Origin of the sequence: Flavobacterium sp. JP2137 (assembly GCF_050562195.1) — a bacterium.
Taxonomy (GTDB): domain Bacteria; phylum Bacteroidota; class Bacteroidia; order Flavobacteriales; family Flavobacteriaceae; genus Flavobacterium.
This window is the reverse complement of sequence record NZ_CP191647.1, coordinates 3,191,464-3,218,225: the sequence shown is the minus strand read 5'-3', so window position 1 is coordinate 3,218,225 and position 26,762 is coordinate 3,191,464. Positions and strand designations below refer to the sequence as shown.

Sequence of the window (26,762 nt, the reverse complement as noted above, 5' to 3'; positions counted from 1 at the left end):
TGAGGAGTTTAATGGACGACTAATTTATCGTTTTAAAACGAGTCTTCATAAGAATTAGCCCAATAATTTACGCCCCTTTCAATCAATTTTTTTCGCTGATATTACCGCTTTATAGGCGGTATCTCCTGTAATTAAGTGCTAAAAAAACCGTTTTTATAGGAGTTTTTATTATTTTTATAAGGGAATTTTAAAGAATGTCGTATGAAGAGAGCGGATGGACAGCGCGTCGGGTTTTTGATTTTCGGCCTGCTGGCAATAGGAGGACTATGGGGGTGCAAAAAAGAGCATATACCCAGTCAAAAAGCGGTGCAAACACAGCGGCAAGAGCGGGTATTAGAGGCGGCTGCGCAGTATAAAGAAGACATCGTCGAAATCTTGGTAGACGATGCGGAGTTTACCCTGTATCAGTTGCGCATCAACAAACTGGCCGAGCAAAAGAGCGGTACTGCGGCGGTGCAAACCTGGGCAAAAAGCCTGTTGGACTATGAAGGAGATGCCCATCGTGAGCTCATCGAATTGGCAAGGCGGTATGAAGTGCTGTTGCCCGAAGTGGTTTCGGCAGAGAAAAACGACCAATTGGAAAAGCTCGCTACAACCGATTCTTCGAGTTTTGACCGGAGATACCTGCATTTGCAAGTTGAAGAGTATACCGATGCGGTGGAAGCGATTGCCGCCGTGTTGGCCCAAACCCAAGATGATACCATCCGGCTTTGGGCCGATGGGAAACGACTGGTTTTGGAAAATTGCCTGACGGAGGTCCAAGAAATACAGCGCAACCTAAAATAAAAAAGAGACCGGTTTAGGGTCTCTTTGATTGCAATGGTTTACCATTTAAAATTTTTCTCGATGGCTTTAATCATTTCCCCGGCTATATCTTTATTGGTAGCCCCTTCGATGCCTTCCAAGCCCGGCGAGGAGTTCACCTCGAGGAGTAGCGGCCCTTTGGAGGAGCGAATGATGTCGACCCCTGCCACCTTTAAATTCATCGCCTTAGCGGCTTTAATCGCGATTTTTTTCTCTTCTGCAGTAACCTTGATAATCGAAGCGGTTCCGCCCAAGTGAATATTGGCGCGAAACTCGCCAGGTAGGGCTTCCCGTTGAATGGCTGCAACGACTTTTCCGTCGATGACAAAGCAGCGGATGTCTTTCCCGTTGGCTTCTTTGATAAATTCCTGAACCAGGATATTGGCATTTAAGCTCTTAAAAGCATTGATCACACTTTCTGCCGCCTTTTTGGTCTCGGCCAGTACCACGCCTTTTCCCTGAGTACCCTCGAGTAATTTGACGATAAGCGGAGAACCGCCAACCATTTTGATCAAATCGTTGGTATCCAAAGGAGAGTTGGCAAAACCGGTAGTCGGTATATCGACCCCGTTGTTCAACAACAATTGCAGGGAATACAGCTTGTCTCGCGACTGTGTAATCGCTGCGGCATTGTTTAGACTAAACACCTTTAAAGACTCGAAATGACGGGTTAGCGCACAGCCGTAGTAGGTCATACTCGGTCTGATACGCGGAATTACCGCATCAAAATCGTTTAAAACCCTTCCGCCTCTATAGTGAATCTCGGGCTGGTTGGCGTCGAGTTTCATATAGCAATACTTCAAATTGAGGAAGTGCATCTCATGACCGCGTGCTTCGCCCGCTTCCATGATGCGCTTGTTGCTGTATAAATCGGGATTGCTCGCGAGTAATCCGATGCGCAAGCCCTTTTTTTCAGTGACGTTGGTATAGTAGTATTCCTTGATTTTTTCCGGTGTAGGTTGTCCGAGTAAAAAGTGCTTTTCCGGATCGACCAATACGCGTCCGCTCATGGCTTCGCGTCCCAACAACATGCGGTATCCCATGGAGTCCCGATTGGTTAGGGTAAGTTCAATTTCCCAAGTCGTACCGCCCAAGTCGAGTTCGGTTTGGATAACATAGCGCAATTCGCGGTAGCCACTAGAGCTTTTTACGATCCTTTTGTCGATCATTTTGGCCTCGCAATGCAAGGCGGTCTTGATGTTATTTTGAATCGGATTGACATCGAATTTTACCCAGTTTTCACCGTTTTTGTCGAATGGAGTTATATTAACTGCATGTAGGGCAGAGGTTTTAGCTCCGGAATCTACTCGAGCCTTGATGGTGGGAATTCCGAGAGAGGGGAGCGTGCACCACTCCTCGCTACTTACAATAACTTTGTTTAACATTTGTCTAGATTTGTAAAACTAAATTAGTACTATTATTTAGATTAGCTAATATAAAATTTGGAAAAAAAAGCCTACTAATTAGTAGGCTTTTCAAGTTGCGTAATCGCTATTTTTAAGGACTCTTTATCGTCGGATAAGGTCATTTTTATCTGATCTCCCGCGTGGATTTTAGAAGTGATAATCTCTTCTGCCAACGGGTCTTCCACGTATTTTTGAATCGCTCTTTTCAATGGGCGGGCTCCAAATTGTCTGTCAAATCCCTTGTCGGCTATAAAGTCTTTCGCCTCCACATCCAATTCAAGCGTGTAGCCTAAATCGGTTACGCGTTCGTAGAGCTTTTTGATTTCGATATCGATAATCGCGTGGATGTGCTCTTTCTCTAAGGTGTTAAACACCACGATGTCGTCAATTCTATTGATGAATTCCGGTGCAAAGGCTTTTTTCAGCGCATTTTCGATGATGGCTTTGGAGTTTTCTTCCGTTTGGTCTTTTTTGGCCTGAGTGCCAAATCCAACCCCTTGTCCAAAATCTTTTAGCTGTCGCGCTCCTACGTTGGACGTCATGATGATGATCGTGTTTCTAAAGTCCACCTTACGGCCCAAACTGTCGGTCAAATGACCGTCGTCCAACACCTGTAGCATCATGTTAAAAACGTCTGGATGGGCTTTTTCAATCTCATCCAACAAAATCACACAATACGGTTTTCTACGCACTTTCTCGGTCAATTGTCCGCCTTCCTCATAACCCACATATCCCGGAGGTGCACCCACCAAACGCGAAATGGCAAATTTTTCCATGTATTCACTCATGTCTATGCGCAATAAGGCATCTTCCGAGTCAAACATTTCTTTGGCAATCACTTTGGCCAACTGCGTTTTTCCCACACCGGTCTGACCCAAAAAGATAAACGAACCAATGGGTTTGTTGGGGTCTTTTAATCCGGCGCGATTGCGCTGTATCGCCTTGGCAATCTTGCCAACCGCCTCGTCTTGACCAATGACTTTACCCTTGATCAATTCCGGCAGCAAAGCCAGTTTGTTGCTTTCGGTTTGTTCGATTCGATTCAACGGTATACCCGTCATCATCGAAACCACGTCGGCCACGTTGTCTTCCGTGACTAAGATGCGATTGGTTTTGGTTTGTTCCTCCCATCTTTCTTGGGCAATGGCCAAATCCTTTTCAATGCGCTTTTCGTCGTCGCGCAAGCGCGCTGCCTCCTCGTATTTTTGCTTTTTAACCACGTCGTTTTTCTCTTCGCGTACCGCTTCGAGGTTTTTCTCCAACTCGATAATTTCTTCCGGTACATCGATATTGGTAATGTGTACACGCGATCCCACCTCGTCCATCGCATCGATGGCCTTGTCCGGTAAAAATCGGTCCGACATATATCTACTGGTCAGTTTTACACAGGCTTCAATGGCTTCGGGCGTATAAATCACGTTGTGGTGATCCTCGTATTTCTCTTTGATGTTGTTGAGTATGGTGATGGTTTCCTCTATGGAAGTCGGTTCCACTATGATTTTCTGAAAACGTCTTTCCAAGGCACCATCTTTCTCGATATGCTGTCTAAATTCGTCCAAGGTCGTAGCGCCTATGCACTGAATTTCGCCCCGTGCTAAAGCGGGTTTAAACATATTGGACGCATCCAATGAGCCCGTAGCACCACCGGCACCAACTATGGTGTGGATCTCGTCGATGAACAAAATGATGTCGGTGTTTTTTTCCAACTCATTCATCACGGCCTTCATGCGTTCTTCAAATTGTCCACGGTATTTGGTTCCCGCTACCAAGCTGGCCAAGTCCAGTGTCACCACTCTCTTGTTAAAGAGTATACGAGACACTTTCTTTTGCACTATGCGCAAGGCAAGCCCTTCAGCTATAGCCGATTTACCCACACCGGGTTCTCCGATGAGCAAGGGGTTGTTTTTCTTTCTACGGCTCAAAATCTGCGAAACCCGTTCGATTTCCTTTTCCCTGCCCACTACCGGATCCAACTTGCCCGCTTCGGCCATCTCTGTTAAATCTCTCCCAAAATTGTCCAATACCGGAGTTTTGGACTTTTTCGCCGTTTTTGACGTGGGATTGTTGAAATTCGTGTCAGCCGTACTGTCATCTTGTCCTGACTCGTCGAAGGTTTCCGCTTTGGGGAACGAGGTTCCACTAGCGGCATCTTCGTTGGAAAGTATAGAAGAAAACTCCTCTTTGGCTATTTCATAGTCCACTTTTAGCTTGTTTAAAAGCTTGGTGGTCGGGTCGTCGTTATTCTTTAAAATACACAACAGCAAATGCCCTGTGCTAATCGTTTCATTTTTAAACACTTTAGCCTCTAAAAAAGTGATGCGTAAAGCGCGTTCGGCTTGGCGGGTCAGGTGCAGGTTTTTCTTGTCTGACTGCAAGTCTTTATTGGGGTTGATGGGGTTTAAAACTTCTACTTTATTTCGTAAAAAATCTAAATCGATATCTAGGTTGTTTAAAATTGTAATAGCTTCTCCCTGACCATCTCTCAAAATCCCTAATAATAGGTGCTCCGTACCGATAAAGTCATGGCCTAATCGCAAGGCTTCTTCCTTGCTATAGGTAATCACGTCTTTAACTCTTGGTGAAAAATTATCGTCCATGTATGTTATCTTTAAATAGGGTGAATGATTGTTTGATAAGGTAAATGCAAAAAGTGTACCTATATCGAAAGCGTCAAAGGCTAATTGACGAAAAAAAAACGAAAAATAAAAATCTGGATCTAAATTATTTTAAAATAAATCAGGGATTCAAATCTTTGTCAAAAGGCGAAATATATTGATAAATATAGCATAAAAACAGCGAATTTTCGTATATTAGCACGTTTTAATATTTGACAATTTTTAATTTATATACTTATGTCTGAAGGAGAAAAGTTAATTCCTATTAACATTGAAGACGAAATGAAATCAGCTTACATTGATTATTCAATGTCGGTTATTGTATCAAGAGCGCTTCCGGATGTTAGAGATGGCTTAAAACCTGTGCATCGAAGAGTATTGTTTGGAATGTATGAACTCGGTGTAATGGCCAATAGAGCTCATAAGAAGTCCGCGAGAATTGTAGGGGAAGTACTCGGTAAGTATCACCCTCACGGTGATAGCTCGGTTTACGATGCGATGGTGCGTATGGCTCAGGACTGGAGTTTGCGTTATTTATTGGTTGACGGTCAGGGTAACTTTGGATCAGTTGACGGGGATAGCCCAGCTGCAATGAGGTATACTGAAGCCAGAATGAAAAAGATATCGGAAGAAATTCTAGCCGATATCGACAAGGAAACAGTAGATTTCCAATTAAACTTTGACGATACCTTACAAGAACCCAAAGTAATGCCTACCAAGGTGCCGACACTGTTGATTAACGGTGCATCGGGTATCGCAGTAGGGATGGCGACCAATATGGCGCCACACAACCTGTGCGAAGTGATCGACGGTACTTTGGCCTATATCGACAACACCGATATCGAAATCGACGAATTGATGAACTACATCAAGGCGCCCGATTTCCCTACAGGAGGTATCATTTACGGATACGAAGGCGTACGCGAAGCTTTTAAAACCGGACGTGGACGGGTAATCATGCGCGCCAAAGCCAGTTTTGAAGAAGTAGACGGACGCGAGTGTATTATCGTGACCGAGATTCCTTATCAGGTCAATAAAGCCGAGATGATCAAAAAAACCGCTGAAGCGGTAAACGACAAAAAAATCGAGGGAATCGCAACCATACGCGACGAATCCGACAGAAACGGTATGCGTATCGTGTATGTGCTCAAGAGAGATGCCGTTCCCAATATCGTTTTAAATACCCTATACAAGTTTACGCAGCTGCAATCCTCTTTCAGTGTCAATAATATTGCCCTGGTAAACGGACGTCCGCAGATGTTGAACTTAAAAGAATTGATCCACTATTTCGTAGAGCACCGTTTTGAAGTGGTGACGCGTAGAGCGGAATACGAATTGAGAAAAGCCGAAGAACGCGCGCATATCTTAGAGGGATTAATTATAGCCTCAGACAATATCGACGAGGTGATCGCCTTGATCCGCGCTTCGTCCAATACCGATGAAGCCCGTGCTAAATTGATCGAGCGATTTAGTTTGTCCGATATTCAAGCCCGTGCCATAGTTGAGATGCGTTTGCGTCAACTCACCGGACTGGAGCAGGATAAACTGCGTGCGGAGTACGACGAAATCATGAAGTTAATTACCCATTTAAGAGAATTATTAGCCAGCAAAGAGCTGAGAATGAATCTGATTAAAGAGGAATTGGCCGAAATAAAAGCAAAATACGGCGACGAACGTCGTTCTGTTATTGAATACGCCGGCGGAGATGTGAGCATCGAAGATTTGATCGCCGATGAGCAAGTGGTGATCACCATTTCGCATGCGGGATACATCAAGAGAACATCGCTTTCGGAATACAAAACCCAAAATAGAGGTGGAGTGGGGCAAAAATCCGCAGGTACCCGCGATTCCGATTTCTTGGAACACATGTACGTAGCGACCAACCACCAATATATGTTGTTCTTTACTCAAAAGGGAAAATGCTTCTGGATGCGCGTATACGAAATCCCAGAAGGAACCAAAACCAGTAAGGGACGTGCCATCCAAAACCTGATCAATATTGAGAACGACGACAAGGTCAAAGCCTTTATCTGTACTCAAGATTTAAAAGATGAGGAATATATCAACAGTCACTATGTGATTATGGCTACAAAACAGGGTCAGGTGAAGAAAACGCCGCTGGAACAATATTCCCGTCCGAGATTAAATGGAATCAACGCCATTACGATTAAAGAAGACGACGAATTGCTAGAAGCCAAGCTAACCGATGGGAAAAGCAAGGTGTTAATAGCGGTGAAGTCAGGAAAAATGGTTCGTTTCGACGAAGAGAAAACACGCCCAATGGGACGTACGGCCTCTGGAGTTCGCGGAATTACCCTAGCCAATGACCAAGACGAAGTAATTGGTATGGTTTCTGTAAGTGATTTAGAAAGCGAAATCCTAGTCGTTTCGGAAAACGGATATGGTAAGCGTTCTTCTCTGGATGAATATCGCGAAACCAACCGCGGTGGAAAAGGAGTGAAAACGATGAACATCACCGACAAAACCGGTTTGTTAGTGTCGATCAACTCGGTAACCGACCAGGATGATTTGATGATTATCAATAAATCGGGATTGACGATTAGAATGCGCATTTCCGACTTGAGAATTATGGGTAGAGCCACGCAAGGTGTTCGCCTGATCAACATCAAGGGAAGCGATTCCATCGCTGCTGTGGCTAAAGTAATGCCAGAAGACGAATTGGAATTGCTGGAAGGTGAAGAAGGATTTGTAGCAGGAGAAATCGATGAAGAAGCAGATGAGCAACCCATCGACACCGACCCTATTGACGAGCAAGAAGATTAAATTAATATAAATAGAATAATTATGAATAGAAGATATGCTTATGCACTTTCTGCTCTTATGATTTCTGGGCTAGCAATGGCTCAAAAAAGCGAATTAAAAGATGCAGAGCGCGCTATAAAAAAAGGCGATGTTCAAGAAACCAAAGCGGCACTGTCTAAAGTGGAAGCGGTTTTATCCAATGCTAACGATGCTCAAAAGGCGCAATATTATTTCCTAAAGGGAAATTTTGCCTACGAGCAAGTAAAGAAAAAAGTCGATTTGGATAAAAACATCGACGAGGTGGTGGCTTCCTATAAACAAGTTTTCGAACTGGAAAAAGGAGCCAAGTCCAACAAGTATTCCAAGCAAGCGGAAGAAGAACTGAAAGCGGTAAGTCAAATTGTGGTGAATAAAGCCATAGAGGCGAATAATAAATCGCAGTATACAGAGGCTACCAAGCGTTTTAATAAAGCATACGAGTTAAACCCTACCGATACGATTTACTTGTATTACGCGGCTTCTACAGCGGTGAATTCCAAGGATTATACCGGGGCGATTAACAACTATAAAAAATTGATGGATTTGGGCTTTACAGGACAAGAATCGTACTATACCGCGGTGGAAAAAACCAGTGGTGAGGTTCAGAGTTTTGGAAAGGATTCCAAAATGAGAGATTTAATGATCAAGCAAGGCAGTCATAAAGATCCTAAATTCGTTAAGGAATCTTCTAAAAGACCCGAAATCATCAAAAATATGGCCTTGATTTATCATCAAGAAGGGCAGTATGACGAAGCGGAAAAAGCCATTGCAGAAGCGCGTAAATCCGATCCAAACGACATGAACCTGTTGTTGACTCAAATGGATTTGTATTTAAAGTCAAACAACATGGGGAAATACGAGGAATTGGCAAAAGAAGCCTTGGCCAAAAATCCCAATGACGATGTGTTGTTGTACAATTTAGGGGTAACGAGTTACCAAGCTAAAAAATACGATGAAGCAAAGAAGTATTACGAAAAAGCCATTGCGATCAATCCAAAAGCGGAAAATGCCTATTTGAACTTAGCCATTTTGAAGTTGATGCCAGACGAAGGTTTGACCAACAAGATGAATGCCTTGGGGATGTCTGCATCTGACAACAAAAAATACGACGCCTTGAAAAAGGAAAAGGATTTGATCTACAAAAGCGCTATTCCCGATTTGAAAAAGGTACTGGATATCAATAAAGATAACACAGAAGCCATCAATACGCTTAAGGGAATATACAAAGCCTTGGAGATGAAGAATGAATTGAAAGCTTTAGAAGCAAAATAATAGCTTGAACAGCGACTATAAAAACCACCTTTTAGGTGGTTTTTTTGTTTTTGATAAGCAGCTGCACCCCGGTCTTACCTAAGCTTGCAATCGCCGGTTTTCCGGATCAATCCTAAATGTTGTGTTTATGCAAAAATAGCGACCAATCCATCCAAGGAGAATGCCTATATCTCTTACTCCTCTAAACGGAGTTCTAAAAGCTTTGATTTTGGCATTAAAAGACTCTGCAGCAGCATGGGTACTACTGTTGTCAAAATAGTTTAAAAAAAAGGTGGATTCGTCGATTCGATGATGCGTAAATTCGCTTTGGGTTGTAGTAAAGTCGAAGAAACTGTTTTTAAATGAAGACAAAATCCAATCTCCGCTGCCGGGCGAGTCGGCTCGCTGGGCAAATGCTTTTCAATACTATTATTAAAACATCTTCTTATTTTAAACTATACGAAGAACATCTCACTTGCTAATTATAGCTTTTCTTAATTAGAAAAACACTTACTGTCTAGAAGTAAAATAGGCGGGTCTAACTGGGATTATAAAATGAGTTTAAATCGAAAAACAAATTTTTCATGAATACAATAATCACGATTGAGAATTCTTGTATTTAATATAGTCTACTCGAGCGGACTCGCGCAGTAGTGTAATCAAAAAAGCGGCTGTCCTTTTGAGACAGCCGCTTGACTAGACATAAAATTATATTTCTCTAATGCGCTGCAGTTTATCCGCCCACATTTGGTATTCCTCTTTGTTTTTATCGATGTTTTTATACACCTCTTTGACAAATGGATTGTCGGGTTTTGCATTGGAAATAAACTGTATGTTGTTTTCCAATTGGAAAATTTCCGATTTCAATTCCTCCATTTTGCGCTGTATAAAGATCGTTTCGTTTTGAATCTTTTTCTGGTCGTTGGATTCGACCAATTGATCGAGGCGGTTGTTGAATTTTACCGATTCGGTTTCCTTTTTGCTCAAGCTCAATTTGTCGAACAACACATCGAGTATCTTGTTGAATTTACCTTCGATAAAACGCTTGCTTTGCGCCACTCTTCCGATGTTTTTCCAATTGTTGATGTGGAGTTTAATCTCTTCCAAATCCGTTCTGTGATCGCCAGACAATTGAAACTCTTTTAGCAAATCCAAATATTCCTTTTTCTTGCTATAAGCTGCAGCCTCTTCATCGTTTTCTTGATTTCTAGCCGTGTGTAGCTTGTCAAAATAATGGTTGCAGGCGTCTTTAAACTCTTTCCAAAGGCTGTCGGAATACTTTTTGGGTACATGCCCCGTCTTTTTCCATTCCTCTTGTATGCGCTTCATTTGAGGCGTAGCCGCATCAAAATCTTCACTGTCTTTGAGCGCATGAGCACTTTCGATTAACGCCAATTTCTTGGTTAGATTTTGTTGTTGATCGATTTTGAGCTCTTTGTAGAAGGAGTTTTTATTGACGTTGAAGTTACGCGTGGCCAATTTAAACAAATACCAAGTTTCCTCGTTTTTTTCCGAGGGTACTTTGCCGATGGCAAAAAAGCGCGCGCGCAAAGCCTCGATTTTTTTGATTTGGTTTTGCCAAGCGTTATGACTGGTCATTTCCTCCCTAGAAATTTGATCCATCTCGGTGATGATTTCAATTTTCTTGAGCAGGTTATCGTTTTCAGCTTCTCTTAACTTGTCGAACAACTGCTCGCGTTTATCGTGCATTTGCTTGGTTAAGTCGCTAAACTGCTCCCAGATTTCCTCTCGAATTTCGCGGTCTACCGGGCCGATTTCCTCTTTCCAGATTCGGTGTAGGGTTTGCAGCTCGCGAAAGGCTTTGATGATGTCGTCTTCTTGCAATAGCTCTTCAACGCGTGTGATGATTTTTTGCTTTTGCTCCAAGTTGTGTTTGAAATCCATATCACGCGATTCCCGATCCAAATGCAATTGGTCGTAGAAGCGCTCAACGTGAAAGTGGTAATTGTTCCAAACGTGGTTGTATTTATCGCGGGGAATAGGACCGGCATGGTTCCATTTCTCCCTTAGAGCAGTCAGTTTTTTAACTGCGTCATTTCGGTTTTCCGCATCGTCGATCAGCGTTTTCAACTCCTCGATTATGGCGATGCGCTGTTCTAAGTTTTGGTTTAAATTTTTCTGTAATTGTTTGTAATAAGCATTTTTTCTATCGCGATATTCGTTAAATAGCGTTTCAAAAAAGTTTTTTAGCGGAAACTCATATTCAAATTCAGCTTCTGAATCTGGATTTTGCTCCGTAAAGCGCTCTTTCTTCTCCTCGATGAAATCGGTGTATTTCGACAAAAAAGCCTTGCGTATTTCTTCTGCGTGATCCTTGATAGCGGTTATTTTACCCAATGAGATTAACTTCTGTAATTCATCGGTTAAGCTTTCCATGCTTAAGGTATCGTAGTCTAACTTGGGGATGTCGTTGGACTCTTGAGCAGCGTTGTCTTCACTTTCTTCCGCATTGGAAAGCATAATGGAGTTTACAGCTTGTTCTTGATCGGTAGGTACAATTTCAGGCGATGAAACTTCTTTAAGTCCGTCTGCATCCCTGTGCAGGTTATCATTCTTTTCTTCTAACATCATTTAAACGCTTAATGTTTAACATTATTTTCGGAAAGATACAAAACACAACCGATCCTAAAAAAGAAAAAAGGTAAAAAAATGGATTTTATACCGGAAAGAAGCCGCTATTTAACAGAAACAAGAGTTTTCTAGCTCAGGGCTAACTTATTCCAAATTTTCCAGGATTTTTCGGCTTGCAATTCGAGCATTTCCAAGCCGTTCTTGATTTGGGCACCTTGCAGTTGAGCCGCGCGCAAAAAGGCCGAGGTCTCGGGATTGTAAATCAAGTCGTAGGCCAAGTGTTGTGCCGTAAATAAACCGTAGTCCAAATCGGGTTTTTGATCGATGTCGGGAAAGGTGCCCAGGGGGGTGGTATTGATGACCAGCAAATGCGCTGCAAAGATTTCCGCTGTGAGCGCGCCATAACTCAATACGCCTTCTTCGGAATTTCGAGAAACGTATTGCGGCTCGATATTCAGTTGCTCCAGGGCGTGATACACCGCCTTACTCGCACCGCCAGTTCCCAATATAAGGGCCTTTTTTGGCTTGTTTTTAAGCAGGGGTTTAAGCGATTTGTAAAACCCGTGCCAATCGGTATTATAACCTTTGAGCTTGCCTTTTTTCGAAATCTTAATCGTGTTCACAGCACCGATTCTGATCGCGTTTTTAGACAGTTCGTCCAAATACGGTATAATGGATTCCTTATACGGTATGGTGACGTTTAATCCCTTTAAATTGGGGTTGTCGGTCAGGATTTGATCAAAGTCGGAAATCTGAGCGATGTCAAAGTTCTCATACGTACTTTCCACATCGCCTTTGTTGGAGAATCGCTGCTTAAAATACGATCTCGAAAAAGAGTATTCAATGTTCTTACCGACTAACCCGTATTGATTTCTTTTGCCCATCGCTAAACCTTTTTTCTATGGTGATTTTCAAAGGACAAGATTACTAAAAATCGCTCGAATTCTTCGCTTAAATACAAAAAAAGTTTTGGGGGTTTCCCGCGCTTAAATTTAGGGCGCTAGGTCCGTGCTGGAGGTGCGGTCGACGGTTTTTAAATCAAAAAAAATCCACCGAATTTCGATGGATTTTGTAGGTTTATTGCGCCTTATTGGGATAATTGTCTATCAGGTTTTGTACCAAGGGGTTTTCCCATTGGGAGGGAAACAACTCTTCGATCAGGCTTTTTTTGTCGTAATCCTTTTGCAGTCCAATCACCAGGTGATAGGTGCCCTTTTCCACATCGTCGAGCGTAAAGTACAACACGGCCAAGCGGTATGCGATTTCCGGATCGTCTGGATGGGTTTCCGAAATTTCGAGCAACTTGGATATGGCGGTGTCGTATTCTCCTAATAAGTATAATACATCGGCCCAGTTGGTCCAATCAGACAGCTGATCGCTTCCGAGCTCAATGGCCTTTTGATAGCCGATTTCCGCCTCGGAAAAGTGTAGCAAACTCTTGTTTAAAGCCGCGTAGCGAATCCAATACTTCTCGTTCTGATCGTCGATGTTGATCGCTTTTTCCAGGTGGTGTAGCGCTTTTTCATAATGCTCCTCTTTGATAAAAAAATCGGTTAGCGAAATCCAACCCTTGTCCAAGAGCGGGTCTTCGTGCACGGTTTTTTTGTAGTAGTGCAACGCCATCTCCGCATTGCCCAATTCCTCGTGGCAATGCCCAATGCGCATCAATACGTAAGACGATGGTGCATCGAGCTCCAAAGTAATCATATAGTTGTCTATGGCTTCTTGGTAGCGCTTGAGTTTTTCCAAGGCCTTTCCCTTTTCGAGATAGGCCCCCAAAAAATGCTCGTCGATCAGCGTGGCATAATCAAAAGCCCGCACCGCTTCCTCGTAATTCTTTAAGGTAAAATGCTGCCTGCCCAACTGGTGCCAGGCGATATCGCTATACGGATCCTTTTCGATAAACTCCATCAGGAATTCCACCGCTTTGGCGTTCTCTGCGAGAAAGTCAAAGCAATAGACAATGTTGTACAAGGCAGATTGGTCCTCTTCGTCGTTTTCCAAACAGCGGATAAAACTCTCTTTGGCCAGTTCAATTTCGTCTATAAACAAGTACTCCATACCCAATAGGGAATAGACATCCGAGAAATCCTCGGTCAGGTCTAAGGCGATTTTTAAAAATTCAATAGCCGTTTCGTGTTGCCCTTTTTTGGAATAGATATTGGCTCTTTGAATGTATATTTCTTCGTTGGTCGGCTCGATGGCGTGTAGCTCGTTGAGCAAGCGATCGGCCATTTCTAACTTGTCTTGAAAAACCAATAGCTCCACCTGTACCAATTTGAGGCCCGTAGAGTTAGGATGTTGTTCTAAAGCTAGTTTAAGCGCTTTTTTAGCGAGATTCATTTTTCCCGAATCGAGGTAGTGAAGAATGATATTTTCAAATTCTTCAGAATCAAAAAACAAAACTTTGTTGGTTTTGAGCATCGATTCAAAACGGGAAAGGGATAAATTATATTCTTCTTCTTCGTTGCTTAAATACATAATAAACGCTTTTGTGTTATCCTTAGTCTAAATATATGAAATTTAGACGGGATTGTTTTGGAAATAATCAAAAAAATGCGAATTATTTCGATGTTTAAAAGGATTTTATAAACTTCCTTCCTGCTGAATTTCGTCCAATACACTTAAGATGATTTGACAGCCTTCTCGGATTTCCGCTTCGGAAATCGTCAGGGGAGGGGTAATGCGAACGGCCTTACCGTCAAATAAAAGCCAGAACAAAATTAGTCCTTTATCTTGGCATCTCATAATTAATTGGTTGGTAATATCGGCGCTGCGGGTCATCGGTGCCAACATCAATCCCCGACCGCGTATTTCCTCAATCAGCGGATGTACCAATAAGGATCGAAACAATTGTTCCTTAACCAAAGTCTGTGCCATGATATCGGTTTCGACCAATTCTCGTAAGGTAGCCAAGCTCGCTGCCGCAATTACCGGATGACCGCCAAAGGTGGTAATATGTCCAAATTTCGGATTGTCAAACAGCATATCCATGTGCTTTTCGTCGGCGGTAAAGGCACCTACGGGCATACCGCTGGCCATGCCTTTGCCCAACACCAAGATATCGGGAACCACATCGTAATTCTGAAAGCCAAACAGCTTGCCCGTGCGACCGAAACCGGGTTGAATCTCGTCTAAAATCATCAGGGCACCCACTTCGTCGCAGCGCTTGCGAACTTTTTGTAAAAAGCCGTTGTGGGGTTCTATAAAGCCCGCACCACCTTGGATGGATTCCAAGATAATACCCGCCGTTTTGGTGGTGATCTTTTCCAAGTCGGCTTCGTTGTTAAACGTGATAAAGTCCACGTCGGGCAACAAGGGTCTAAAAGCGCGTTTGCGGTCTTCGCAACCCATCACGCTCATCGAACCCATGGTATTGCCGTGGTAGGCGTTTAAACAAGAAATCAGCTGACTCCTGCCCGTAACCCGCCTAGCCAGTTTTAAGGCCCCTTCTGTGGCTTCCGTACCCGAATTGACCAAGTAGGTCTTGTTCAGTGTTGGCGGTAAGTGTGCGGCCAGCAATTGGCAAAAAGCCACCGACGGTTCTTGTATGTATTCCCCATACACCATCACGTGGGTGTATTTGTCCAATTGGTCTTTGATCGCCTGATGTACGCGCTCGGGCTGATGCCCCAGTGTACAAGCAGAAACGCCCGCTACGAAGTCTAAGTATCTTTTGTTGTCGGTGTCGTATATATAGGAACCTTTAGCGTGGGAAACTTCCATGGCTAAAGGATTTGGTGAAGTCTGTGCTTGGTATTTGAAAAATTCTTTTCTCATGATCCCGGTATTATTTTTTATTTTTTTTGCTGTCTTTGCTGTCTTTGCTGTCTTTTTTGGGTTTGCCCAGGGTTTCTGACTGTATTTCCATCGGTACCTCGGCCTCTTTCTGTTGGATTTCGCTTTCTTCCTGTATTTTGGCATCCAGCATCAGTTCCGATTCCGGAAAAATCTCTTCTAAGGTTCGAATCCGCTCATCGCCGCGCCAGAGAAAATCGCGCAGTTTTCTCGCGTTTTCGGGCAGGTCGGCTTCGGGGTAAATCTCGCTTTGCGGTTCTACATACAGCGTGGCGGTTTGTATTTTGTTTTCTTCGAGTTCCAAATTGATTTGACTGCAAACCCCTTTGTTGATTCCGACAAACTCGTCGTCGTCGTTGTACATATAGTAGATGATCTCGGCGTTTTTGATCAAGTCGATCTCGTACATTTTGTTGTCGCGAAACTTGCCGTAAAGATTTTGACCCTTGACCTGATTAAAACCCGTTCCCAGCGTATCCTGTTGTATGACAAAGGCGTCGTTGAGTACCTTGAGCGAGTCGAGTTGCTCGGTCAGCGGATTGTTGATCAGGTGAATGAGCTGGCCGGTAAGCTGACTGTCGCCATTCCAAACCACCGGTCTGCCGATCATCTGCGTTAAACCCACTTGCTGGCTGTAGTGCAAGGAGTCGCTTTTACCGCTCATATCGGTTTTAAAAATGCGCGCATCGTTAAAACCGCGAATGATCCGCGCATCGGGCTTTCCGGTAACCAAGATGCGCTTGGCGTGGATATAGACCGAATCGTTTTCGGTAACCGTGGTAATCAGGGCCTTTTTGGTGACAAACATCGAATCCTGCGCTTTGTACACCTCGGCATAATGTCCGCGAATAATCATTTTGTTGATCGTATCGGTAATTTTGACGTTGTTGGTGGCCGATGAAAAGTCGCGCTTTTTGTCGTAATACATCGAATCGCCCTCAATGCGGCGGTTGTCGTAAATGATGTGCGAGTTTTTAATCAGCTTGCCGATGTCTTGTTTTACGTCGTAAAAACCGTTTTCCGTATAGATGTAGTTGTCTTTGCTCGTGATGGTCGAAGGACCAAAAACATAAGAGTGCTGCGGGACTTCGTAGTAATCCAAGTGATTGGATTTAACCACCGTGCCCTGGTCGGTCGTGATGGTGACCGCATTGATAAATTGAAACTTTTTGTCGTTGATCAAGTATTTTCCAGCCTGACTGGTCAGGATGTTTCCCTCATTGGTAATCTTTCCAAACGAATTGTAATAGGCGATGTTTTGGTTGCGGTCAAAGTGGATGGTGTCGGTTTCCAACATGGAGTTGGGCGAGCGCATCACCACCTCGCCATTGGCATAAGCAAAGCCATTCATGCCGTTGTATTCGGCATAGCGGCTGTTCATGTGAATGGTGTCGCCTTGGTTCATGATCACATTACCAAAGAGTTTGATATAGTTTTCTTTTTCGAAGTAATAGGCTTTGTTGCAATTGATCAACACCCCATCGTGTTCGGCTTCGATATTTCCGGTCAACAAAACGGCATCGGGTATCTCGGCCTGATTAATATCACTGTAATCAGCGTGTTTGATGATGATGTTTTTTTTGTTTTGTGCCGTGGCCGCGAAGGTGAAAAGAAGAAAAGAATATAGAAAAAATAAAGGTAATGTTTTCAAATCTAGAATTTTTGTTCAAATTTAAAGAAAAAAAGTTCAGAAAAATTTAATTGGGAATTATTTATAAACAAAAAACACTTTCCGAAGAAAGTGTTTTGAGCTATTTATTTTAGAATCGTTTGTTTTCGGTCTGGACCCACAGAAACAATCTTGATGGGAACGCCTACTTCACTTTCGATAAATTCGATGTATTCCTTAAATTCTTTAGGGAATTGATCGTAGGTGGTCATCTGGGTCAAATCGGCTTTCCAGCCTTTTTTCTCTACGAAAATCGGAGTTACGTTTTGCGGTTCAATATTGTAGGGAAGGTGTTTGATCACCGCACCTTGATATTCATAAGCCGTACAGATTTGCAAGGACTCAAAACCGGAAAGTACATCGCCTTTCATCATGTATAATTCGGTAACGCCATTGACTTGAACCGCGTATTTTAATACGACTAAGTCCAACCATCCACAACGTCTCGCACGACCGGTAACCGATCCGAATTCCTTGCCTACGCGAGCCATGGTTTCGCCGAGTTCGTTGGTCAATTCAGTAGGGAAGGGACCGCTACCCACTCTGGTGGTATAGGCTTTGAAAATTCCAAATACCTTTTGCACTTTATTGGGCGGTACACCTAAACCGGTACAAGCACCAGCTGCTGTAGTGTTGGAAGAGGTTACGAATGGGTAAGTTCCGAAGTCGATGTCCAACATCGATCCTTGTGCCCCTTCGGCCAAAATGGATTTGCCCTCTTTCATCGCGTTGTTGATGTATTCCTCACTGTCGATAAAAGTCAACTTTTTCAACTGCTCAATCGCCGTGAAAAACTCTTCTTCTAACTCTTGAAGGTTGTATTGCAATTCGACATCGTGAAAGGTGATCATCGATTGGTGCTTTTCTGCTAAGGCGGTATAGCGCTCTTTGAAATCGGCCAATTCGATATCGCCAACACGCAATCCGTTTCTTCCGGTTTTGTCCATATAAGTTGGACCAATCCCCTTAAGCGTAGAGCCAATTTTGGCCTTTCCCTTAGAAGCCTCAGAAGCGGCGTCGAGTAAGCGGTGTGTCGGTAAAATTAAATGTGCTTTTCTAGAGATCAACAAGCGCGAATAAATATCGATGTTGAATTTTTCTAAATCGGCGATTTCTTTGATAAAAACCACGGGATCAATAACGACTCCATTTCCAATAATATTGATGGAGTTTTTGTGGAAAATTCCAGAAGGAATCGTTCTCAGTACGTGTTTTATTCCGTCGAATTCTAAGGTGTGTCCCGCATTAGGACCGCCCTGAAAGCGAGCAATGATGTCGTATTTTGAAGTAAGAACGTCTACAATTTTTCCTTTTCCTTCATCGCCCCATTGCAGGCCAAGTAGTAAATCTACTGTCATTATTTTGTGTGTTGTTTAGATTAGTGCTTTGGACTATTATTTTTCGGTTGGTTTGTTGCGCGTGCCATAGAAATAAAGAGAATGACTGTTTATCTGTAGGTCAAAAATCTCTTCGATGGTTTTCTTAATCGTCTGTATACGGGGATCGCAAAACTCGATAACCTCGCCGGTATCGGTCAAGATGATGTGGTCGTGCTGCTTGTCGAAATAAGACTTTTCGTAATGCGCTTGGTTCTGTCCAAATTGATGGCGACGTACCAGTCCACATTCCAGTAAAAGCTCAATGGTATTGTACAAGGTGGCTCTGCTTACACGATAGTTCTTGTTCTTCATTTTAATGTACAAGGATTCGATATCGAAATGCTCTTCACTATCGTATATCTCTTGTAAAATGGCGTAGCGTTCCGGTGTTTTTCGATGCCCTCTTTCTTCTAAATACTTTGTAAAAACAGTTTTTACAATTTCTTGACTTTTACTTGTTTCCATTGGAATATTAAATATCAATTGCAAAGATAAGGCTATTTTTTCTGTTATGAAATGGAATAGCCGAACCTTTTTGCAATTATTGGGTTTAAACTAGCTTACTCTATTCGTGCTAGTTGGAATATATACGGGTGACTTTATCCACTCCTTCAATCTTTTTAATGTTGGCCATTAATTTTTTCAACAAGGCGTTGTTGGGAACGGTAATGGTAATTTGTCCGTTGAAAATTCCCGCGTTTTCGCTTAGCGAAATACTTTTGATGTTTACCGTCATGTTGTTGGAAATCACGCGCGTAATTTCGCCCGTAAGTCCGATCGAATCCAAGCCGGTAATTTTAATGGTCGCTTCAAAATTCTCTTTAGACGAATCGATCCATTGGGCATTGATAATTCTATAGGCGTAATTGGACTGTAGACTGATCGCGTTGGGACAGTCTTTGCGGTGCACCTTGATGCCCTCGTTAATCGTTACAAAACCAAATACATCGTCGCCGGGTATGGGGTTGCAGCAACTGGCCAATTTGTAGTCCAGTTTTTCATTGTCCTTGCCAAAGACGATCAGATCCAGTTGAGAGGCATCTTTGTTCGGCGTCACCTCTGCGGTGGTACTGGGTTGTCTTTTGATGGTCTTTTTAAAGAAATTGATGAGCGTATTGTTTTTTAAGGCCGCGAAATCCTTTAATTGCTGGTTTTCGATAATGCCTACGCCCACGCGGTAAAACAGATCCAAGCTGGTTTTTAGCTTGAAGTAATTCACCATTTCATTAACGGTTTTCTCGTCTAAGGTAATCTTTAGATGGCGCAGTTTGCGCAAGAGTATTTCCTTGCCGTCTTCGGCTATTTTCTTGGTGTTCTCGTTGAGTACGTTGCGAATCTTGTTTTTGGCTCGAGAAGTGGTCACATAATCCAGCCAGTGTATGCTCGGTTTTTGGTGCTCGGAAGTCATGATTTCCACCTGATCCCCGCTACTCAAAACGTGGTTTAGGGGAACCAAGCGCCCGTTTACTCGGGTACCTCTGGTGTGTATGCCAATTTCCGAGTGTATGCTAAAGGCAAAGTCCAAGGCCGTGGCACCTTTGGGCAGGGATTTGATTTCGCCTTTGGGCGTAAATATGTAAATCTCTTTGGAGTAGAGGTTTAGCTTAAAATCCTCTACAAAGTCGACCGCATTGCTCTCGGCGTTTTCGAGCGCTTCTTTGAGCTGGTTGAGCCAGATGTCCAAACTGTTTTCCTCGGTAACGCCTTGCTTGTATTTGTAATGTGCCGCATAGCCCTTTTCGGCTATCTCGTCCATGCGCTCACTGCGGATTTGAATTTCTACCCAACGCCCCTTTGGGCCCATCACCGTAATGTGTAGCGCCTCATAGCCCGTAGACTTGGGCGAGGAAATCCAATCGCGCAATCGGCTTGGACTCGGGCGGTAGTGGTCGGTTACTATGGAGTAAATCTTCCAGGCCAAGAACTTCTCTTCATTGGGCTTGGACTTGTATATGATGCGTAGGGCAAACTTGTCGTATACCTCGTCAAAGGTGACGTTTTGCGCCTTCATTTTTCTGCGAATCGAGTAAATCGATTTGGGACGCCCCTTCATGGTGTACTGAATCTGCTCCAAATCCAGGGATTCTTTTAACACCGCCGAAATCGAATCCATATAGGCTTCCTGCTCTTCCTTGGTGTCGCGTATTCTACTGACGATATCTTGGTACACCTCGGGCTCGGTATATTTTAAACCCAGGTCTTCGAGTTTGGTTTTGATGTTGAACAAGCCCAAGCGATGCGCCAAAGGAGCATAGATATACAGCGTTTCCGAAGCGATCTTGGCCTGTTTGTATTCCGCCATGCTTTCCATGGTTTGCATGTTGTGTAAGCGATCGGCGATCTTGATCAGAATTACCCGAACATCGTCGTTTAAGGTCAGCAGCATTTTGCGGTAATTCTCCGCCTGCATCGAAATATGCGAGTCCGGCTCCAACAAGGCCATCTTGGTCAATCCCTCGACGATTTTGGCCACCTTGGGGTTAAACCACTCTTCGATTTGTTCCACAGTGATATCCGTGTCTTCGACCACGTCGTGCATCAAAGCGGCGGCGATGGAAGTGGCACCGAGTCCGATTTCCGAGGCGACAATTTTTGCCACGGCAATCGGGTGGAAGATATAGGCTTCCCCAGATTTTCTACGTTGATTTTTATGCGCTTCTACGGCTACGTCAAAAGCTTTGCGAACCATTTTCTTTTCATCGTCCGACAAGGTTTGATAACTTATTCTAAGCAATTCCTTATACTCTTGGGCAATGGCTTTATTCTCTTTCTCGATTTCTATTTCGGTCATATATGTTGCTGTTGAACATTCTAAATTTAAGCGAATATTTTTGATTTAGCAAATTTTATACCCGCTATTCTCGAAGGCATAAACAACAAAAAACTCCTCTGTTTAGAGGAGTTGCTATTTTGTATTATCGGGCATTGCTAGAACATATAGAAGACACCGGTAGACAGTTGTAAATTGCTGCCCGGACCGTCGTTTAAGTTTTTCTTGCCGAGTATCTCTACGTTGAGTCCAAAACGGCTAATTCTGCGATCGCGCATATAGCGGTAATCTCTTAGGAAAGCCAAGTCGGCCAACCAAAAGTTGATTCCCCCACCGTAGTTAAACGTAGCATTACTCGTACCGTCGAGTTGTAAGTATCCCGCTCCAGTAGCCAAGTACGGATCGACAATCGGAATGTTGAACAGACCGCCCAAAGAGTATTTGAAATTGGCATCAACGGCAATCACGTCCAATTCTTTGTTGGCTATTTTTCCATTGACTAAGTGTCCTTCTTCAATTTTATTCATCGCAACGGCTAATTCCGCGCTTAAATGGTTGACAATACGGGTTTCAATCGCTACCCGCGATGGAAAGGAAAGCATGTTCCAGTTTTCCGTATTGGTTGCATCGTCTTTGTCAAAGCCAAAATCCATGATATTCATCTGTACCGAAACCTTCCATTTATAATCGTTGATAAAACGCTTTTCTTTAAATGTCTGTGCTTGAGCACTGATACCAAATGTGAAAATCAAGGCAGCAAGTGTTAATTTTAAATTTGAAAAGGTCTTTTGCTTAAAGCAAGTAGTATTAAAGCAATTCATATTCATTGGTTTAGTTGTTGATGAAAAGATGGGATTGTTTTTAATTGATTGTTAAAAAAAACTAAAATCACCCAAATTTAGATTAAAAAATTAATTTAGCAAATAAATACAGCTTTTTTTGATTAATATTTATTTAAGAAATCCCGCAATTCAATTAATCGGCACAAAATACAGATCTTGAAAATCATAACTAAAATCCGTCAAGGGCGATATCGCTTCCATTTCAAAGGATTTTAACTGTTCCTTTTCGCGGTTGACCTTGATAAACGCATCGGCATCAAAGGATTCATTATACCACTTAACGACAAATTGGTCGTCCTGATAGAATTCAATTTCGCCTTTTAATTGCGGCGATCGTTTGGATTCAAACACATAAGCATCGCCCTCTGTGTATATCTGCACTTCACCCAGCCACGGATCTTTGTATTTTCCGACCAATTGGTTTAAGGCATTAACGGAAGTAGCCGCTTTTTTATTGCGTTGAACCTGCAGCCAAACGTTGAGAACGATTTGAGCGGCACTGGCGTCGTTGGCAAGGGCATGACTTTGGTATTCGGAGACGAAATCTTGTTCGGGTAAATTCAAATAGTAATTTTTAATCGTGTTGGTAATCGCATGAAAAGCGGCACCCGATTGTTGGTTGGTCAACACGGCTATACCGAGTTCCTGCTGCGGCAATAGGGTGACTTGTGTCACGATACCCTCTAAACCGCCGGTATGGGAAACCTGTAGGCTACCGGCAACATCGGTGAGTTGCCAGCCGAGTCCATAGGCCTTAAACAAGGAGTTGTAGGGCGGAGTACTGCGGTTGGGAATCCAGGTTTGCGGGGTCCACATTTCGCGATGTGTTTGCTTGCTAAATATCGCTTTGCCCTCCCATTCGCCCTCGTTGAGCTGCAATTGCATCCAACGCGACAAATCGCTGACGTTGGAGTAGATTCCCGCTGCGGCATCCAATATCGTATTGGTGTAGCGCGGAATAACGGTGAGTTCGCCCCCTACGGGTACGTGAGGTACTACGGCATTGGTCTTATCGGCCAGGCGGTTCCAATTACCTGCACTGGTATTCATGCCTATCGGTTTCATGATTTCGGCTTCCACATAAGCAGCCCAGCTCTTACCGCTGACTTTTTCCACCACCATTCCCGCTATGATATACAACAGATTGTCGTAATCGTACTGAGCGCGGAATCCCGATACGGGTTTTAAATACTGTATGTTTTGAACGATATCTCGAGGGCTAAAGTCGTGACCGTCTGGCCAGATCATCAAATCGCCTGCACCGAGTCCCAAACCGCTGCGATGCGTAAGTAAATCGCGAATGGTAAACTCTTGGGTGACGTAATCGTTGTACATCTTAAATTCGGGTAGGTAGTGAACGACCTTGTCGTCCCAATGCAACTTCTTTTGGTCGATCAACAAGGCCAAAGCTGCCGAAGTAAAAGCCTTGCTGTTTGAGGCAATGCCAAAATTGGTGTGTTCGTCTACGGCTTCTTTGGAAGTGATCGAGCGCAGGCCGTAGCCTTTTACATGAACGACTTGTCCGTCTTTTACTACGGCAATCGCCATACCCGGTACGTCAAAAGCCGTCATGGCTTGTAGGGTAACTTCGTCGATTTTTTTGGAAATATTCACAGGCTGACACCAGCCGTTTAGGCCGATGCATCCCAAAAATAAGAACAGGGTGTTTTTCATGGTTTTAGGTTAAAATCCGCGTTGGCGCTTGGCTTCAAAAACCAAGATGGAAGCCGCGACGGAAACATTCATAGAATCGATTTCGCCACTCATTGGAATAATGATGTTTTGGGTGCTGGCAGCACGCCATTCTTCGGTTAATCCCGTCGCTTCGGTACCGACTACAAAGGCCGTTGCCGGTAGGTAATTCAGGGTGTGGTACGCGGTAGAATCCTGTAAGGTGGCACAGTATATGGCAATGCGGTGCTGCTGTAAAAAAGCGAGCACTTCTGCCGTACTACCCGTGGCAATGGGGGTGGTAAACACCGCACCCACGCTGGAGCGAATGATATTGGGATTGTAGATGTCGCTTTTGGGATTGGCTATGATAACCGCATCGATATTGGCCGCATCGGCCGTGCGCAGTAATGCACCTATGTTGCCGGGCTTTTCCGGGGCTTCTGCCACTAAAATCAAGGGCTGCTCGGTTAGCTTTAAATCGCTTAATTGCAGGGATTTGCTGTGCGCTATGGCCAGCAAGCCCTCTGTGGTGTCTCTATACGCCAGCTTTTGATAGACCTCTTTGGAAATCGCGATCACCTCCACTTGACGCGGTATCCCTAGTTTCGCTTTTTCTTCCGAGAGGTAGTCGCTGCAAAAAAGCAGGGTTTCCAGGCTGTAATTGCCCTTGAGTGCCAGGTGTATTTCCCGTTGTCCCTCGATGATAAAGGTGCCCGTTTGCCGGCGGTTTTTCGATTTCTCTTGCAGTTGTATCAGACTTTTGATATACGCATTTTGCGGACTATCGATTTTTTTCATTTGGATGTTTTATATAATGCCTCGGGCCTTGATTTCTAAATACGCATTTATCGTGTCCATAGACAGTTTTTCCGGGGGAGTCAATACGCTGTAAATCCCGTATTTTCGCAGCTCATTGACGATGAGACGCTTTTCGTGATTAAACTTTTCCGCGATGACCCGGTCGAAGATGTCCTGTATATGAACGGCCTTTTGCTGGGTGAGTTCGTGCAATTCGCTGTTTTCAAAAAAGACGAGCAACAACAGGTGATTCTTTGCCAGACCTCTTAAATAAGGCAATTGCCGATTAAGTCCGTCCAAGGTTTCAAAATTAGTAAAAAGTATTAAAAGACTGCGCTGACTGAGGTTTCTTTTTACATCTGCATAGAGTTTGCTGTAGTCACTTTCATGAAAGTCGGTATCGATGCGATACAGCTGTTCCATAATCTGCCGCATTTGCACACTCTTGGATTCGGCGGCCACGCGGTTGTCGATCTTTTTGGAAAAGGTAAACAAACCCAATTTGTCCTTCTTTTTGAGAATGACATGCGACAGGGCCAAAGTGGCATTGATCGCATAGTCCAACAAACTCAAGCCCTCAAAAGGCATCTTCATCACGCGTCCTTTGTCGATGATCAAGTAAATGCTTTGCGCATTCTCGTCCTGATATTGGTTAACCATCAATTGGTTTTTTTTGGCCGTGGCTTTCCAATTGATCGTGCGGATGTCGTCGCCGCTGACGTATTCTTTGATCTGTTCGAATTCGGTGGTGGTTCCCAATTTTCGAATCTTCCTAAAACCGTAGGGTTGCTTGTATTTGGAAAACGCCAATAGGTCGTATTGCTTCATGTGTAGAAAAGAAGGGTAAGTCGGCACGGTCTGATTGGCGTCAAAGCGGTAGCGCTTGGAGAGCAAGCCCAGCGGACTACTGACATAAATGTTTAAATTGCCAAAGGTGTATTCCCCCCGAGCTGTGGGGCGCAACGCATAATTTAAAGCCACCTCTTGTCCCGGCGCAATCGATCGGTCGATCTCAAAATGCCGCTCCTGAAACTGAAACGGAATTTCGTCGATCAGCTGTAGGTTGGCCGTCCAATCGTAGTGGTTTTTGAGCTGTATACCGATGTGGTTAACATCGCCATTGGACAGTTTTTCCGGAGTTGTTCTAACGGCTGTTATCCCGTTTTTCTTGAGGAATAACAGGCTGTAATCGACCACTACAAAGGCGGCAAACAGACCGAACGCTACCCAAACCCAAGGCAGTAGTCCCGGAAATATAAAAGCCGTGATAAACAGTCCGATAAAAAAGATCAGAAAACCGTAAAAGCGCAGGTGAATGTATAGAGATTGGAACAACATGGATGATGTGGTAGATTTATCGAGGAATATCGATGGTTTCTAATATTTGCTTGATGATTTCCGGAGCGGTTAAGCCTTCCATTTCCCGTTCAGGAGAGATGATTACGCGGTGTTGAATAACCGGTATCGCCGCTTCTTTAATGTCTTCGGGAGTCACAAAATCGCGGCCGGCAATCGCGGCAAACCCCTTGGCAGCATTTAGTATTGCAATCGATGCGCGGGGCGAAGCACCCAAGTACAACAAGGCATTCTCCCTGGTGTTGCCCACGATTTTGGCGATGTACTGCAACAGGTTTTCTTCGACGATAACCTGTTTGACCAGCTGCTGAAAACGAATGATTTCCTCTGCGTTTAAAATGCTGTTGATCTGGTCTTCCTTGCTTTGGTTTTGTATGTGGTGTTCGCGCTGTAAGATCAAAACCTCTTCGTCGAGAGTGGGGTAGTCTATGGTGATTTTAAACAAAAATCGGTCGAGCTGCGCTTCGGGCAGCCTATAGGTTCCTTCTTGTTCAATGGGGTTTTGAGTGGCTATCACCAAAAAGGGTTTGTCCATGGTATAGCGGTTTCCGTCTATGGTGATTTGGCGTTCTTCCATCACTTCAAAAAGCGCAGCCTGTGTTTTGGCCGGCGCTCTATTGATCTCGTCAATCAGGATGAGATTGGAAAATACCGGTCCTTTTTTAAATTCAAATTCCGAGGTTTTGACGTCGAAAACCGACGTACCCAATATGTCCGAAGGCATGAGGTCGGGCGTGAATTGAATGCGGCTAAAATCCATGTCGATCGTCTTGGCCAATAGCTTTGCCGTTAGGGTTTTGGCTACGCCGGGCACGCCTTCTAGCAACAGGTGACCGTTGGCTAAAATAGCGACCAACAGCTTGTCGATCATCTTGTCTTGACCCACAATTACTTTTTTTATCTCCTGACGTACCGCGTCTACGCGCTGTTGCAGCTCGCTCAAGTCTAATCGCGATTCAAAATGTATGTTTTCTGTAGTGTTTTCTATATCCATAATAGGGTAATT

Annotated in this window: 18 protein-coding genes; 3 read left to right on the top strand and 15 right to left on the bottom strand. The window is 43.8% G+C overall.

Features of this window, described 5'->3' with window-relative positions; all coding sequences use genetic code 11:
* The first annotated feature begins 201 nt into the window (after nucleotides 1-201).
* Entirely contained in the window at nucleotides 202-786 is a 585-nt protein-coding gene (locus ACQZ43_RS14215; protein ID WP_430613351.1) for a DUF4142 domain-containing protein, read from the top strand.
* A 38-nt stretch (nucleotides 787-824) separates the two neighbouring features.
* Here the strand turns inward: ACQZ43_RS14215 and rimK are convergent, their stop codons facing one another.
* Both rimK and ACQZ43_RS14205 read right to left on the bottom strand, forming a co-directional pair.
* Nucleotides 825-2,189 (bottom strand): 30S ribosomal protein S6--L-glutamate ligase, encoded by a 1,365-nt coding sequence (gene rimK, locus ACQZ43_RS14210; RefSeq protein ID WP_430613350.1) that lies wholly within the window; start codon nucleotides 2,187-2,189, stop codon nucleotides 825-827.
* Between the two features lie 74 nt (nucleotides 2,190-2,263).
* Nucleotides 2,264-4,807: an ATP-dependent Clp protease ATP-binding subunit gene (locus ACQZ43_RS14205; protein WP_430613349.1), complete on the bottom strand. Its 2,544-nt coding sequence runs from the start codon at nucleotides 4,805-4,807 to the stop codon at nucleotides 2,264-2,266.
* A gap of 255 nt (nucleotides 4,808-5,062) precedes the next feature.
* Between ACQZ43_RS14205 and gyrA the strand changes: the two genes are divergently transcribed.
* Both gyrA and ACQZ43_RS14195 read left to right on the top strand, forming a co-directional pair.
* Nucleotides 5,063-7,609: a DNA gyrase subunit A gene (gene gyrA, locus ACQZ43_RS14200; RefSeq protein ID WP_430613348.1), complete on the top strand. Its 2,547-nt coding sequence runs from the start codon at nucleotides 5,063-5,065 to the stop codon at nucleotides 7,607-7,609.
* A 21-nt stretch (nucleotides 7,610-7,630) separates the two neighbouring features.
* Nucleotides 7,631-8,899 (top strand): tetratricopeptide repeat protein, encoded by a 1,269-nt coding sequence (locus tag ACQZ43_RS14195; RefSeq protein WP_430613347.1) that lies wholly within the window; start codon nucleotides 7,631-7,633, stop codon nucleotides 8,897-8,899.
* Between the two features lie 687 nt (nucleotides 8,900-9,586).
* On the opposite strand, the gene ACQZ43_RS14190 is transcribed toward ACQZ43_RS14195, so the two are convergent.
* From ACQZ43_RS14190 to ACQZ43_RS14130, 13 genes are all read right to left on the bottom strand, one after another.
* Complete coding sequence (locus ACQZ43_RS14190; protein WP_430615686.1) at nucleotides 9,587-11,467, bottom strand: DUF349 domain-containing protein; 1,881 nt, start codon at nucleotides 11,465-11,467, stop codon at nucleotides 9,587-9,589.
* A gap of 131 nt (nucleotides 11,468-11,598) precedes the next feature.
* A complete protein-coding gene (locus ACQZ43_RS14185) occupies nucleotides 11,599-12,354 on the bottom strand; it encodes a shikimate dehydrogenase family protein (protein ID WP_430613346.1) in 756 nt (251 codons plus the stop codon).
* A gap of 193 nt (nucleotides 12,355-12,547) precedes the next feature.
* Nucleotides 12,548-13,951 carry a tetratricopeptide repeat protein gene (locus ACQZ43_RS14180; protein WP_430613345.1) on the bottom strand — a complete coding sequence of 468 codons (1,404 nt, stop codon included), beginning with the start codon at nucleotides 13,949-13,951 and terminating at the stop codon, nucleotides 12,548-12,550.
* 105 nt (nucleotides 13,952-14,056) lie between these two features.
* Nucleotides 14,057-15,250 carry an aspartate aminotransferase family protein gene (locus ACQZ43_RS14175; RefSeq protein ID WP_430613344.1) on the bottom strand — a complete coding sequence of 398 codons (1,194 nt, stop codon included), beginning with the start codon at nucleotides 15,248-15,250 and terminating at the stop codon, nucleotides 14,057-14,059.
* A gap of 10 nt (nucleotides 15,251-15,260) precedes the next feature.
* Nucleotides 15,261-16,919 (bottom strand): OstA-like protein, encoded by a 1,659-nt coding sequence (locus tag ACQZ43_RS14170; protein WP_430613343.1) that lies wholly within the window; start codon nucleotides 16,917-16,919, stop codon nucleotides 15,261-15,263.
* Between the two features lie 104 nt (nucleotides 16,920-17,023).
* Nucleotides 17,024-18,295, bottom strand: coding sequence for an adenylosuccinate synthase (locus tag ACQZ43_RS14165; RefSeq protein ID WP_430613341.1), 1,272 nt, complete (start codon nucleotides 18,293-18,295; stop codon nucleotides 17,024-17,026).
* 36 nt (nucleotides 18,296-18,331) lie between these two features.
* A complete protein-coding gene (locus ACQZ43_RS14160; protein ID WP_430613340.1) occupies nucleotides 18,332-18,781 on the bottom strand; it encodes a Fur family transcriptional regulator in 450 nt (149 codons plus the stop codon).
* A 109-nt stretch (nucleotides 18,782-18,890) separates the two neighbouring features.
* Nucleotides 18,891-21,107 (bottom strand): RelA/SpoT family protein, encoded by a 2,217-nt coding sequence (locus tag ACQZ43_RS14155; RefSeq protein WP_430613339.1) that lies wholly within the window; start codon nucleotides 21,105-21,107, stop codon nucleotides 18,891-18,893.
* A gap of 137 nt (nucleotides 21,108-21,244) precedes the next feature.
* Nucleotides 21,245-21,907, bottom strand: coding sequence for a hypothetical protein (locus tag ACQZ43_RS14150; RefSeq protein WP_430613338.1), 663 nt, complete (start codon nucleotides 21,905-21,907; stop codon nucleotides 21,245-21,247).
* Nucleotides 21,908-22,057: 150 nt separating this feature from the next.
* On the bottom strand, nucleotides 22,058-23,602 hold the full coding sequence (locus tag ACQZ43_RS14145; RefSeq protein WP_430613337.1) for a serine hydrolase: 1,545 nt from the start codon (nucleotides 23,600-23,602) through the stop codon (nucleotides 22,058-22,060).
* Nucleotides 23,603-23,611: 9 nt separating this feature from the next.
* Nucleotides 23,612-24,400 (bottom strand): TrmH family RNA methyltransferase, encoded by a 789-nt coding sequence (locus ACQZ43_RS14140; RefSeq protein WP_430613336.1) that lies wholly within the window; start codon nucleotides 24,398-24,400, stop codon nucleotides 23,612-23,614.
* 9 nt (nucleotides 24,401-24,409) lie between these two features.
* On the bottom strand, nucleotides 24,410-25,738 hold the full coding sequence (locus ACQZ43_RS14135) for a DUF58 domain-containing protein (RefSeq protein ID WP_430613335.1): 1,329 nt from the start codon (nucleotides 25,736-25,738) through the stop codon (nucleotides 24,410-24,412).
* A gap of 16 nt (nucleotides 25,739-25,754) precedes the next feature.
* Nucleotides 25,755-26,750, bottom strand: a complete 996-nt coding sequence (locus ACQZ43_RS14130) for an AAA family ATPase (RefSeq protein ID WP_430613334.1) — start codon at nucleotides 26,748-26,750, stop codon at nucleotides 25,755-25,757.
* Between the last annotated feature and the right edge of the window lie 12 nt (nucleotides 26,751-26,762).